Origin of the sequence: Miniphocaeibacter sp., assembly GCF_049276255.1 — a bacterium.
Lineage (GTDB): Bacteria > Bacillota > Clostridia > Tissierellales > Peptoniphilaceae > Miniphocaeibacter.
In genome coordinates this window covers 62,094-76,060 of the sequence record NZ_JBASWB010000073.1, presented here as the reverse complement: position 1 = coordinate 76,060, position 13,967 = coordinate 62,094, and the positions used below count along the sequence as shown (strand labels likewise).

9 protein-coding genes are annotated in these 13,967 nt (G+C 31.6%); all 9 read right to left on the bottom strand.

The features are described from left to right. Nucleotides 1-40: 40 nt before the first annotated feature. The 9 genes from truA to WAO56_RS10095 all read right to left on the bottom strand — a co-directional run bounded on the left by truA (nt 41) and on the right by WAO56_RS10095 (nt 13,963). Nucleotides 41-781: a tRNA pseudouridine(38-40) synthase TruA gene (gene truA, locus WAO56_RS10135; protein WP_422144885.1), complete on the bottom strand. Its 741-nt coding sequence runs from the start codon at nt 779-781 to the stop codon at nt 41-43. After that, the gene (locus tag WAO56_RS10130; protein ID WP_422144884.1) at nt 781-1,578 is read right to left on the bottom strand and encodes an energy-coupling factor transporter transmembrane component T family protein; all 798 of its coding nucleotides are present in this window, start codon (nt 1,576-1,578) and stop codon (nt 781-783) included. Before WAO56_RS10130 ends, truA begins: the two co-directional genes overlap by 1 nt. After that, nucleotides 1,571-2,434 carry an energy-coupling factor transporter ATPase gene (locus WAO56_RS10125; RefSeq protein WP_422144883.1) on the bottom strand — a complete coding sequence of 288 codons (864 nt, stop codon included), beginning with the start codon at nt 2,432-2,434 and terminating at the stop codon, nt 1,571-1,573. The genes WAO56_RS10130 and WAO56_RS10125 overlap by 8 nt, the downstream gene beginning before the upstream one ends. Beyond that, on the bottom strand, nt 2,425-3,261 hold the full coding sequence (locus WAO56_RS10120; RefSeq protein WP_422144882.1) for an energy-coupling factor transporter ATPase: 837 nt from the start codon (nt 3,259-3,261) through the stop codon (nt 2,425-2,427). The genes WAO56_RS10125 and WAO56_RS10120 overlap by 10 nt, the downstream gene beginning before the upstream one ends. Nucleotides 3,262-3,323: 62 nt before the next feature. Continuing rightward, entirely contained in the window at nt 3,324-3,860 is a 537-nt protein-coding gene (locus WAO56_RS10115) for a TIGR01440 family protein (RefSeq protein ID WP_422144881.1), read from the bottom strand. Between the two features lie 67 nt (nt 3,861-3,927). Beyond that, nucleotides 3,928-7,497: a DNA-directed RNA polymerase subunit beta' gene (gene rpoC, locus WAO56_RS10110; protein WP_422144880.1), complete on the bottom strand. Its 3,570-nt coding sequence runs from the start codon at nt 7,495-7,497 to the stop codon at nt 3,928-3,930. A 45-nt stretch (nt 7,498-7,542) separates the two neighbouring features. Continuing rightward, complete coding sequence (locus tag WAO56_RS10105) at nt 7,543-11,199, bottom strand: DNA-directed RNA polymerase subunit beta (RefSeq protein ID WP_422144879.1); 3,657 nt, start codon at nt 11,197-11,199, stop codon at nt 7,543-7,545. A 134-nt stretch (nt 11,200-11,333) separates the two neighbouring features. After that, nucleotides 11,334-12,860 (bottom strand): 4-alpha-glucanotransferase, encoded by a 1,527-nt coding sequence (gene malQ / locus WAO56_RS10100; RefSeq protein WP_422144878.1) that lies wholly within the window; start codon nt 12,858-12,860, stop codon nt 11,334-11,336. 17 nt (nt 12,861-12,877) lie between these two features. Then, entirely contained in the window at nt 12,878-13,963 is a 1,086-nt protein-coding gene (locus WAO56_RS10095; protein WP_422144877.1) for an ABC transporter ATP-binding protein, read from the bottom strand. Nucleotides 13,964-13,967 lie beyond the last annotated feature (4 nt).

Sequence of the window (13,967 nt, the reverse complement as noted above, 5' to 3'; positions counted from 1 at the left end):
TATATATTATATAACAAAAAAGCTAAAGCCACGCTTTAACTTAATAATATACCTTCATAAGATATAAACCGTTTGGTGATATTGTAGGCCCAGCATTAATTCTATTACCATTTAATAGTGCCTTCTCCAACCAGTCTATATCCCTTTTTCCTCTGCCAACCTCAATTAAAGAACCTACTATAATCCTTACCATATTCCTTAAAAAGCTCTCTGCTTCAAAATAAAAGATTATATCTCCTTTTTCTTCCTTAACTTCAATTTTATCTAAAGTTCTATTCATATTTATCTCTTCATCTATTTTTGCATTAGTAAATGAACTAAAATTATGATGTCCTAATAATATTTTTGAACTATATCTTATTCTATCTAAATCTAATTTATATGGTGTATATCCCTTATAATTTCTATACATTGGATGCATAAGTCTATTGTTGCTTAATACATATCTATAAAGTTTACCCTTAGCACTAAATCGTGAATGAAAATAATCTTCTACTTCCTCTACATTTGTAATTTGTATAGATTCTTCTCCTAAAAAAGTATTAAGACCTCTTCTTATATTATCCGTTGTAAATTTATCATCTATAAAAAAATTTGTTACTTGACCAAAAGCATGAACTCCCTTATCTGTCCTACCGGCAGTTGATAATATAACATCTTTTCCTGTAAGTTTTTTAATCGCTTTTACAATTTCCCCTTCAACTGTTTTATAGCCATTTTGCTTTTGCCAGCCAAAATAATTACTTCCATCATATTGCACAGTTAATTTTACATTTTTCATTAAATATACCTTGTTCCAAAAATAATTGCTAAAAATAAAAATATTAAAATCATACCTATATAATCTCTTTTTACAAAAACAAGTTCATTTAATCTTGTTCGTCCATCTCCACCTCTATAACATCTTGCTTCCATAGCAGTAGCTAATTCATCTGCCCTTCTAAAGGAATTAATAAAAAGTGGAACCAATAAAGGCACTAAATTCTTAGCTCTTTTTATTATATTTCCCGATTCAAAATCAGCCCCTCTAGCAGTTTGAGATTTTATAATTTTATCTGCTTCTTCAAATAAAGTAGGTATAAATCTTAAAGCTATTGTCATCATCATTGCTAGTTGATGAGATGGAAAACCAATTTTAGATAAGGGTCTCATAATGGATTCTAAACCATCGGTTAAGGCAATAGGACTAGTTGTTAAGGTTAACAAGGAAGTTCCCAAAACTAAAAACACCAATCTCAATGCCATAAATATAGCTGTATTTAGACCTTCTTTTGTTATTGTAAAAATCCAAAACTTAGTTAAAACTTCTCCTTGAGTCATAAATATATTAATTAAAAATGTCAATATAATAATAAACCTTAATGGTTTTAAACCCTTAATTACAAATTTCATTGGTATTTTAGTTGTTTTTAAAATCAATAATATTAACAAAGCTAAAGGCAGATAGATAAATATTTTATTTATTAAAAAAATTGCTATAATATAAATTGTTACAGCTAGAATTTTAATTCTAGGATCTAGTTTATGAATTATACTATCTCCAGGAAAATACTGTCCAATTGTAATATCCTTAATCATTATTTTTCTCCTTTAAATACTTTGATAATACCTCGTAAGCTTCCTCAATAGTAATTATATCTGTAGGAATATCCAAGCCCTTATCCTTTAGCCTTAACATAAATTCAGTAACTTGAGGAACATCTAAACCGACAGAAGTAAGCTTATCAGGTTTTGCAAAGATTTCTTTTGGAGTTCCATCCATAAAAATTTTCCCTTTATCCATTACAATTATACGATTAACTAATCTAGCAACGTCTTCCATACTATGGGAAACCAAAATAATAGAAATATTTTCATTATCATATAGGTGTCTTATTTCATCTAATATTTCATCTCTACCTCTTGGGTCTAAACCTGCTGTTGGCTCATCTAAAACCAAACACTGTGGTTTCATAGCTAAGACTCCTGCAATAGCAACTCTTCTTTTTTGTCCACCTGATAATTCAAAAGGAGATTTGTCCTTAATCCCCTCATAATCAAGTCTAACTAAGTCGCAAGCCCATTTAACCCTTTCTTCTATTTCTTCTTCTGAGCATCCAATATTTGACGGTCCAAAGGCAATATCTTTGTATACTGTTTCTTCAAATAATTGATATTCTGGATATTGAAAAACAAGTCCTACTTTTTTTCTTATATCTATTTTACTTTTACTTTTTTCTTCTGTATCTACACCATCAATATAAATCTTTCCAGAAGTTGGGGTTATAAGGGCATTTAAATGTTGTACTAAAGTAGATTTACCACTACCTGTATGACCAATTATTCCTATAAATTCCCTTTCCCCAATATTTAAAGATATATTGTCAATAGCAACTTTTGAAAACGGATTTTCTTCATTATATACATATGACAAGTTTTTTATTTCTATTTGCATATTTCACTCACCAAATCATCAATATTCAAGACTCCATTTTCAATATTGAAGCCATTTATTTTTAACTCATAGGCTAATTCAGTAACCTGTGGTACATCTAGGCCTAATTCTTTCATCTTTTTAACATTTGAAAAAACTTTTTTAGCTTCACCTTCTAGTTCAACTAGCCCTTCATTCATAACAAAAATTCTATCAGCTAAAATAGCCTCCTCCATAAAATGTGTTATAAGAATAATAGTTTTACCAGAATTATTTAAACTAGTTATAGTATTAATAATTTCCTTTCTTCCATTAGGATCTAACATTGCTGTTGGCTCATCTAGAAGAATACAATCTGGGTTCATTGCTAAAATACCTGCTATTGCTATTCTTTGTTTTTGACCTCCAGATAAAAGGGCAGGTGAATGCATTTTATACTCATACATATCTACAGTTTTTAATGCATCATCAACTCTTTCTCTTAATTCTGGCATTGGTATACCTAAGTTTTCTGGTCCGAAGGCAACATCTTCTTCAACAATTGTAGCTACAATTTGATTATCAGGATTTTGAAATACCATACCACAGGTCTTTCTTATATCCCAAATATTTTCTTCCTCTTTAGTATTAAATCCATTTACTATAATGTCACCTTCATTAGGAATCATTTGTGCATTTATTAGTTTTGCTAAGGTGGATTTACCACAACCGTTATGTCCTAATATAGCAATAAATTCTCCTCTTTTTATATTCATATTAATGCCTTTTAAAGCATAAACTATATCATTTTCATCTTCTGCTTCATATTTAAATTTTACGTTTTTAATTTCTATAATATTATCTTCCATTTTTTACTCCTGTAAATCATTACACTATTATACCATAATCTACTATGGTTATATTTGGAAAATTATAGATATTCAGCTCTTATTCCACCAATTAATTTTGGTCTTCTTTTAGCACCAGTTACAATAGTTTCCCCAATTGTATTTGGATTAAGTCTTAAAGGTATACATACATGTTTCATATGCATTCCTATCATAGTTAAACCAATATCCATACCATAATCCGCCTTAATATATTCTACAACAACAGGCTCTTTAAATAAAATATAGCTAGCTGTTGCAAAAGAACCTCCGGCTTTTGGTTTAGGAACTACAGATACTACTTCAAAACCAAATTTCTCTGCAACTTCTTTTTCAACTACTAATGCTCTATTTAAATGTTCGCAGCACTGGGCAGCTAAATATATATTATTTTCTTCACATAGATCTATTAATGTTTTTGCAACGGTTTCTCCTACTTCATAACTAGAATTAGTTCCTATTTTTGAACCTATTATTTCACTACTGCTACAACCTACTACTAAAACTTTTCCTTTTTCAAAACTACATTGCTCTTTTAATGATTCAAATGCTCTTTCAATTTGTGATTTTATTTCTAACATAATAGAACTCCTAACTTTTTCAAATTAACAAAAAGCTGAGCAAAGTTGCTCAGCTTTTTTTATTAATTTACTGTTCCTTTGAATCTACTGCTAATAAATCAGATAATTCTTCATTTTCACTATCTGCTTCATTTTCAGGTTCTTCTTCAGCTTTTCCTTCATAATCAATATCTATACTATTATACTTTCTAACGCCAGTACCTGCTGGTATTAATTTACCTATAATTACATTTTCCTTTAATCCTAAAAGATGATCTTCCTTACCTTTTATTGCTGCATCTGTTAAAACTCTTGTAGTTTCTTGGAAAGATGCTGCTGATAAAAATGAATCTGTAGCTAAAGATGCTTTTGTAATACCTAACAAGGTTCTTGAACCACTAGCTGGAACTTTTCCTTCATTATTTAATTTTTCATTTATTATTTCGAATTCTCTTAAGCTAACCATACTACCTTCTAAGAATTCAGAATCGCCAGAATCTTCAATTTTTACCTTTGACAACATCTGTTTTATTATAATTTCAATATGTTTGTCGTCTATATCTACCCCTTGAAGCCTATAAACTTTTTGAACTTCTTTAGTAATATAGTCTTGAACACCTTCTGGTCCTTTTACAGCTAATATATCATGAGGATTTACTGAACCTTCTGTTAGTAAATCACCTTTTTCAATATATTCACCATCTTTTACTCTTATTCTAGCCCCATATGGTATAGCATAAATCTTTTCTTCACCATCGTCGCCAGTTACAAGAATATCATGTCTTTTCTTATTATCTACTATTTGAACTGTTCCTGCAATTTCTGTAATATAGGCAAGTCCCTTAGGCTTTCTTGCTTCAAAAAGCTCTTCAACCCTTGGAAGACCCTGAGTAATTCCTACTCCTGCAATACCACCAGAGTGGAAAGTTCTCATTGTTAATTGTGTTCCTGGCTCACCTATTGATTGGGCAGCAATAATTCCAACAGCTTCTCCAATATTTACAGGTTTACCAGTAGCTAGGTTACGTCCATAGCACTTAGCACATACACCATGGTCTAGTTTACATCCTAATACCGATCTTACCTTAACTTCTGTAATACCAAGTTCTTTAATTTTTTCAGCTATATCTTCAGTTATGATTTCATTTTTTTGAACTACTAATTCACCAGTTTCAAGATTTAAAATATCTTCAAAAGCTGTTCTTCCAATAATTCTAGAAGCCATATCCTCTATAACTTCTTTACCTTCTGTAAAGTCTTTAGCTAGTACATATCTGTCTGTTCCACAATCATCTTCCCTAACTATTATATCCTGTGAAACATCAACTAAACGTCTTGTTAAATATCCTGAATCGGCTGTTCTTAAAGCAGTATCTGATAATCCCTTTCTAGAACCATGAGTTGAAATAAAGAATTCTTGCACAGATAATCCCTCTCTAAAGTTTGCCCTAATAGGAATTTCTATTGTTCTACCTGCTGCAGAACTCATTAGTCCACGCATACCAGCTAACTGTCTAATTTGATTAGTTGAACCTCTGGCTCCTGAATTAGCCATTATAGCTAGGTTATTATTTGGATCTAAATCCTTTAACAGAGCATCTGTTACATTGTCTGTAGCTTTATTCCAAATATCTATTACAAATTCATATCTTTCATCTTCTGATACAAGACCTTTTCTTAATAATTTTTCATATTTAGAAACTTCTTTGTCCGCTTCTTCCAGAATCTCATCTTTTTCTTCCGGAACTTCAATATCACCCATGGATATTGTTATAGCAGCTATAGTTGAATATTTATATCCTATGGATTTAATATAGTCAAGTATTATTGCTGTACCAATATTTCCATGTTTTCTAAAACATCTATCAATTATATCCCCTAGGGTTTTCTTATCTACTAATTTATCAACTTCTAAGGAATATTTATCAACTTCTCTATCTACGTATCCTAAATCTTGAGGAATTCCTTCGTTAAATATAAATCTTCCTACTGTAGATTCAACTAGTTTACCCCTATCATCTGGAGAACATTTTATTCTTACCTTAACTTTAGAATGTAGGGATATAATTTTATTTTCATGTGCCCTAATCATTTCATTATAGTCTTGGTAAACTCTAACATTATCAGATTCTTCTGCATCTGATGTTAAATAATATGCACCTAAAACCATATCTTGTGATGGAGTTGTAATAGGTCTTCCATCTTTTGGTGCTAAAATATTATTAGTAGACATCATTAATAATCTTGCTTCAGCTTGAGCTTCTACCGATAATGGTAAATGGACAGCCATTTGGTCTCCATCAAAATCTGCATTGTAAGCAGTACATACTAATGGATGAAGTTTTATAGCCTTACCTTCAACTAATACTGGTTCAAAAGCTTGAATTCCCAATCTATGCAAAGTAGGTGCCCTATTTAATAGCACAGGATGGTCCTTAATTACTGACTCTAATACATCCCATACTTTTTCATTTTCTCTTTCTACCATTTTCTTAGCATTTTTAATATTATGAGAAATACCCCTTTGTACTAATTCCTTCATAACAAAAGGTTTAAATAGCTCAAGGGCCATTTTCTTAGGCAAACCACATTGATAGAATTTTAAACTTGGTCCAACAACAATTACAGAACGTCCTGAATAGTCAACCCTTTTTCCTAATAGGTTTTGTCTAAATCTACCAGTTTTACCCTTAAGTAAATCAGATAAACTCTTTAACGGTCTATTTCCTGGACCTGTAACAGGTTTTCCCCTTCTACCATTATCAATTAGAGCATCTACTGCTTCCTGTAACATTCTTTTTTCATTTCTTACTATAATGTCCGGTGCTCCAATATCAAGAAGTCTTTTTAATCTATTATTTCTATTAATTACCCTTCTGTAAAGATCATTTAAGTCAGAAGTTGCAAATCTTCCACCTTCTAATTGAACCATTGGTCTTAAATCCGGTGGAATTACAGGAACTGCTTCCAGTATCATCCATTCTGGCTTATTACCAGATTGTCTGAAAGCTTCAACTACTTCCAATCTTCTTACTATTCTTATTTTCTTTTGTCCCGTTGCAGTACCAAGATCCTCTTTTAATTCTTCATATTCCTTTTCTAAATCCACTAAAAGTAGTAATTCTCTTACTGCTTCAGCACCCATTCCAGCTTTAAAATCTATACCTTCTGTATATTTTTCACAAGCTTCATTATATTCATATTCTGTTAGTAATTGTTTATTGTATAAATCAGTATCTCCTGCATCTATAACAACATAACTTGCAAAATATAATATTTTTTCTAATGCTCTAGGGCTCATATCTAAAAGTAAGCCCATTCTAGATGGTATTCCTTTAAAATACCAAATATGAGAAACTGGTGCAGCTAATTCAATATGTCCTATTCTTTCTCGACGAACTTTGGACTTTGTTACTTCAACACCACATTTTTCACAAATAACGCCTTTATATCTTATTCTTTTATATTTTCCACAGTTACATTCCCAGTCTTTAGTAGGACCAAATATTTTTTCACAAAATAATCCTTCTTTTTCTGGCTTTAATGTTCTGTAATTAATTGTTTCCGGTTTTTTTACTTCTCCATAAGACCATTGTCTAATTTTTTCCGGGGAAGCTAAACCTATTTTTAACGAATCAAAAGTATTTATTTCTTCCAAGGAGTCTCTCCTTTCATATACATATATAAGTTCATGGTTTATAAATTATTCTTGTTGAAGGCTACTTTCATCTTTTTCAATAATAGAAAAGCCTAGTTCAGTGTCTGACTTATATTCATCAGATTCTATATCATTTACTATTTCTTCTTTCTTAGTAAATTCATTTTCTACACTATGAAAGTCCATTACTTCATCATCATTTTCCTTAAAGAATATTTGCTCATGATCAGCATTTAATAATTTAACATCTAAAGATAATGCTTGTAGTTCCTTAATTAAAACTTTAAATGATTCTGGTACACCAGGTTCAGGAATATTTTCTCCCTTAACTATTGATTCATAAGTTTTAACACGACCAACTATATCATCTGATTTAACAGTTAAAATCTCTTGTAAAGTATGAGATGCTCCATAAGCCTCTAAAGCCCAAACTTCCATTTCTCCAAATCTTTGTCCACCAAATTGAGCTTTACCTCCAAGTGGTTGTTGTGTAACTAAAGAGTAAGGGCCAGTGGAACGAGCATGTATTTTTTCATCTACTAAATGGTGTAGTTTTAACATATACATATAACCTACTGTTACATGATTATCAAATGCTTCCCCTGTTCTTCCATCTCTTATTCTTACTTTTCCATTTCCTGGATATCCAGCTTGTTCTAAAGCTTCAATAATATCTTTATCTGTAGCTCCATCAAATACAGGTGTTGCAACCTTCCATCCTAGTTTTTTAGCTGCTAGTCCTAAATGAACTTCTAATACCTGTCCTAAGTTCATTCTTGAAGGTACCCCTAATGGGTTTAATACAATTTGAATTGGTGTTCCATCATCTAAATATGGCATATCCTCTACTGGTAAAATTCTAGATACTACCCCTTTATTACCATGACGTCCACACATTTTATCTCCAACTTGTATTTTTCTTTTAGTAGCAACATAAACTCTAACTACTTGGTTAACACCTGGTGATAATTCATCTCCATTAGCTCTTGTATATACTTTAACATCTACTACTATTCCAGTTTCTCCATGAGGAACTCTTAAAGAAGTGTCTCTTACTTCCCTTGCCTTCTCTCCAAATATTGCCCTTAATAGTCTCTCTTCTGCTGATAGTTCAGTTTCTCCTTTTGGAGTAACTTTCCCAACTAGAATATCTCCACTAGTAACTTCTGCTCCGATTCTAATAATACCTCTGTCGTCAAGATCTTTTCTCATATCTTCTCCAACATTAGGTATATCCTTAGTTATTTCCTCAGGGCCTAGTTTAGTTTCCCTAGCTTCACTTTCATGTTCTTCTATATGAAGTGATGTTAAAACATCATCTATAACTAATTTTTCATTTAATAACATAGCATCCTCGAAGTTATAACCTTCCCAAGTCATAAATGCTATTAAAATATTTTTACCTAAAGCTATTTCTCCATTTTCAGTACTTGGACCATCTGCAATAATATCTCCAACAGAAACTCTTTCTCCAACTTTTACTATTGGTCTTTGATTAAATGCAGTTCCTTGATTTGATCTTTTAAACTTTAGGATTTTATATCTTTCAACTCTTTTATCTTCATCTCTAGTTATTTGAATTTCATTACTTGCAACTTTTGTAACAACACCATTACAGTTACTTATTACAACAACTCCTGAATCTTTAGCTGCTTTATGCTCAATACCTGTTCCTATAATTGGTGCATCTGTTTTCAGTAATGGAACAGCCTGTCTCTGCATGTTAGATCCCATTAGGGCACGAGTCGCATCATCATTTTCCAAAAACGGAATCATAGCTGTACCTACAGAAACAATTTGTTGCGGACTAACGTCCATGTAATCAACTTTTTCCCTAGGATAAATATCATTTTCTCCATTATAACCACGACCTAGAACTCTCTCATTAACAAAAACACCATTTTCATCTAATGGTTCATTTGCTTGAGCTATTATAAAAGTATCTTCAAGGTCTGCAGTTAATAGATCTATTCTATCTGTAACAACTCCATTTTCTACTTTTCTGTATGGAGTTTGTAAAAAACCATATTCATTTAAACTAGCATATGTGGTCATAGAGGTAATAAGGCCTATATTTGGTCCTTCTGGAGTTTCTATTGGACAAATTCTTCCATAGTGAGTATCATGTACGTCCCTAACTTCTGCTCCAGCCCTATCTCTACTAAGTCCACCAGGTCCTAATGCAGACATTCTTCTTTTATGAGTAAGTTCTGCTAGAGGATTTGTTTGATCCATAAATTGTGACAATTGACTGGAGCCAAAAAATTCCTTTATAGACGCAACTACAGGTCTTATATTAATTAAGGCCTGAGGTGTAGCTAAATCAGGATCTTGAGTAGACATTCTTTCCTTTACAACTCTTTCCATTCTAGAAAGACCTATTCTAAATTGATTTTGTAAAAGTTCTCCTACTGCTCTAACTCTTCTATTTCCTAAATGGTCAATGTCATCTACTTTTCCTACACCATAGAAAAGATTGAACTCATAGGATATACTTGCAAGAATATCCTGTGGAGTTATATGAATTGGACTTAATGTATTATAGTTTTCCTTAATAGCGTTTCTAATTTCCTCTTCACTATCATAGGTTTCTAAAATTTCCTTCATTTTAGGATAGTAAACTTTTTCAGATAATTTTAAATCAGAAATATCAAAGTCAATATCAAAAGCGTCTAAATCCACAAATCTATTACTAATAACTCTAACTTTATTTTCATCTTTTATTACGTCTAAGAAATAAATACCAGCATCTTCAATGCTTTTTGCTATTTCGTTGTTTATAAATTCTCCTTCAGAAACTAATATTTCTCCTGTTTCTTCATTAACAACATCATATGCCGCATGTGTTCCAACAATTCTATCTACTAGAGATAGTTTTTTATTGAATTTATATCTACCTACTTTTGCTAGGTCATATCTTCTACTGTCAAAAAATAGGTTGTTTATAAGAGGCTCTGCAGACTCTATAGCTGCTGGATCCCCTGGTTTTAATTTTCTATATATTTCTAATAGTGCTTCTTCTCTTGTATTTGAAACCTCTTTTTCAAGAGTCGCTCTTAATTCCTTCGTATCTCCTAAAGCCTCTATAATTTCCTCATCTGTAGGATATATTAAAGCTCTAAGTAAAGTAGTAACAGGTAATTTTCTTGTCCTGTCTATTCTTACACTAATAACCCCATTTGCATCTGTATCATACTCTAGCCATGCACCTCTATTAGGTATAACTGTAGAAGAATATAATTTATTTCCAGATTTATCTATTTCCTCTCCATAATAAACTCCTGGAGAACGTACTAACTGGCTTACTATAACTCTTTCAGCTCCGTTTATAATAAAAGTACCACTGTTGGTCATCATAGGAAAATCTCCCATGAAAACTTCCTGTTCTTTTACCTCTTCTGTTTCCTTATTAATAAGCCTTACCTTGACTTTTAGGGGACAAGAATAATTTGCATCCCTGTCTTTAGCTTCTACCTCAGAATACTTAGGAGTCTCCTCTAAATAATAGTCAACAAATTCAAGTACTAAAGAGCCCGCATAGTCAGAAATAGGACTTATATCGTCAAAAACCTCTCTAAGTCCTTCTTCTAAAAACCAATCGTAGCTATTCTTTTGTACCGCTATTAAATTAGGGAGATCTAGAACTTTCTGAATACGAGAATAACTCATTCTTTCTGTAATTCCGTACTGTTCTTTATGCATAAGCGATCCACCTCTCTATAAATGAAAAAGACAAATAAACATGTATAAGATTTTTATACATATTTATCCAGTTTCTAATATTACATCTAAACATTATAACATGGAAAAAAAGAATTATCAAGGTTTGATAATTCTTATCTATTCCTGCTATATAATTTTGTTAAATTAGCTATTTTTTTTGCTAAATCTTCTGTTAACATATCGGATTTTACTCTCCATTTCCAATTTCCTAAAGTACCTGGTCTATTCATTCTTGAAAACTCTCCTAAGCAAAGAAAGTCTTGCATCTGTGCAATAGCTAAATTGGCAACAGAACTCCATACACCACGAATTAATCCCCATTCATATCCTTCCTCTTTGTTTAACTTCAAATAATCCTTAGCATAATCTACAGTTTCCTTTGAAGCATTCTCCAACCAAGAGGTTAAGGTTTCATTGTCGTGGGTTCCTGTGTACATAACCCAGTTCCTTTCAACATTATGTGGTAAATAATCCGATTCATCATTTGGTGAAAAAGCAAATTGAAGTATTTTCATTCCTGGAAATCCTGTATATTCCCTTAAAGCTGTTACTTCTTTTGTCATATAGCCTAAATCTTCAGCAATTACATCTAAATTTGGAATGTTTTTCTTTAAAATATCAAAGAATTCTTCAGCTGGCCCCTTTGTCCATTTCCCATATTTAGCTGTTTCGTGGTCTGAAGGAATTTCCCAAAATGATTCAAATCCTCTAAAATGATCAATACGAATTTTGTCAAATAATTTCATATTGATTTCCATTCTTTTAATCCACCACTTGTAGCCTTCTTCCCTTAAAGCTTCCCAATTGTAAACTGGATTCCCCCATAGTTGACCATCTTCGGTAAAGTCATCAGGAGGACAACCTCCAACTGTAATAGGTTCATGATTTTCATCAACTTTAAAATATTTATAGTCTACCCAAATATCGCAACTATCTGGTGCAACATAAATTGGTAAATCTCCAATAATCTTTATTCCCTTATCATTGGCATATTTTTTTAGTTGTTCATATTGTTTAAAGAAATTAAATTGAAGAAAATAATGAAATTCCATTTCCTCAGAAAGTTTTTCCCTATAGTATTCTACTGCCCTTTCTTCTCTAAGCTTTATATCCTTATCCCATTCAATCCATGAAACACCATTAAAATGTTCTTTTAAGGCCATAAATAACGAATAGTCATAAATCCATTCCTTATTATTTTCTAAAAACTCAGTATAATCCCAGTTTAATTCCTTAGCCTTGTTGTAGGCTTTCCTTAAAATGTCCATTTTATTATTGTAGATTAAACTATAATTTACTTCCTCTTCATTATCTCCAAAATCTGCATTTTCATAATCTTCCACTTCCAACAATCCTATATCTTTTAAAATATCAAAATCTATAAAGTATGGATTTCCAGCAAAAGATGAATATGATTGGTATGGACTATCTCCATAAGTTGTTGGTCCTAATGGAAGAACCTGCCAATATTTTTGATTGGCAGACTTAAGAAAGTCTACAAAATCATATGCAGACTTTCCGAAAGTTCCTATTCCATATTTTGAAGGAAGTGAAGTTATATGCATAATAATTCCACTTTCCCTTAATTTATTTACTTTTTTATAATTATATTCGTCGTTTTTGTTAATATACTCTTCCATATACCCTCACTAATATTTTAAATTCTTAAACCAGTATCTCTATCAAAATAATGAACAGCCTTTGGTTCAAACTTAAATATTTTTTCCTCTCCTTCACTAAAACTTAGGTATCCTGGCATTGTCATTACAATTTCTTTAGAATCTTTTAATTTAACATACAGGACTTTTTCCTTACCTAGGTTTTCTACAACTTCTATTTTACCAGTAAAACATCCTTTTTCAAGTTTATCTTTTATTTCAAATCTTTCAGACCTAACTCCTATTGTAATATTTTTATTTGCATAATCTATAAATTTATTTGCTTCTTCTCCTGTTGGCTCAAATTTAATTTCACCACTTAAAGACTCAAATTGTCCATTTATAAATTTACCATCTATTGTATTCATAGTCGGTGAGCCAATAAATTGTGCAACAAATAGATTGTTTGGTCTGTCATAAAATTCATCTGGCTTTCCAACTTGCTGTACAACGCCCTTGTCCAATAAAACTATTTTTGTTGCCATTGTCATAGCTTCCGTTTGGTCGTGAGTTACATAAATTGAAGTAGTTTCTAATTGTTTGTGTAGCCTAACTAATTCAATTCTCATGTGTTCTCTTAATTTTGCATCTAGATTAGATAATGGCTCATCCATTAAAAACACTGCCGGTTTTCTAACCATAGCCCTTCCAAGAGCAACTCTTTGTCTTTGCCCCCCAGAAATATCTGATGGCTTTGAATATAAATAATCTTCTATTTGTAATACTTTTGCCGCTTCTGTAACCCTATCATGAATGGTCTTTTTACTTGTTTTTCTCATTGCTAGAGAAAAGGCCATGTTATCGTAAACTGTCATATGAGGATACAGGGCATAGGATTGAAAAACCATAGCTATATCTCTGTCCTTAGATGCCACTTTATTCATAAGCCTTCCATTAAATAACAATTCACCTTCTGTAATTGAATTAAGTCCTGCTATCATTCTTAATAATGTTGATTTACCACATCCTGATGGACCAAGTATTACACAGAAATCATGACTTTCTATATCTAAATCTATATTTCTAATGGTAAAATCTTCTCTTCCTTCATATTTTTTACCTATATTTTTTAAAGTTACTTTCATAATT

Coding starts and splice junctions, on each gene's coding strand:
- truA (WP_422144885.1), bottom strand. CDS start 781: ATGAAAAATGTAAAATTAACTGTGCAATATGATGGAAGTAATTATTTT.
- WAO56_RS10130 (WP_422144884.1), bottom strand. CDS start 1,578: ATGATTAAGGATATTACAATTGGACAGTATTTTCCTGGAGATAGTATA.
- WAO56_RS10125 (WP_422144883.1), bottom strand. CDS start 2,434: ATGCAAATAGAAATAAAAAACTTGTCATATGTATATAATGAAGAAAAT.
- WAO56_RS10120 (WP_422144882.1), bottom strand. CDS start 3,261: ATGGAAGATAATATTATAGAAATTAAAAACGTAAAATTTAAATATGAA.
- WAO56_RS10115 (WP_422144881.1), bottom strand. CDS start 3,860: ATGTTAGAAATAAAATCACAAATTGAAAGAGCATTTGAATCATTAAAA.
- WAO56_RS10105 (WP_422144879.1), bottom strand. CDS start 11,199: ATGCATAAAGAACAGTACGGAATTACAGAAAGAATGAGTTATTCTCGT.
- malQ (WP_422144878.1), bottom strand. CDS start 12,860: ATGGAAGAGTATATTAACAAAAACGACGAATATAATTATAAAAAAGTA.
- WAO56_RS10095 (WP_422144877.1), bottom strand. CDS start 13,963: ATGAAAGTAACTTTAAAAAATATAGGTAAAAAATATGAAGGAAGAGAA.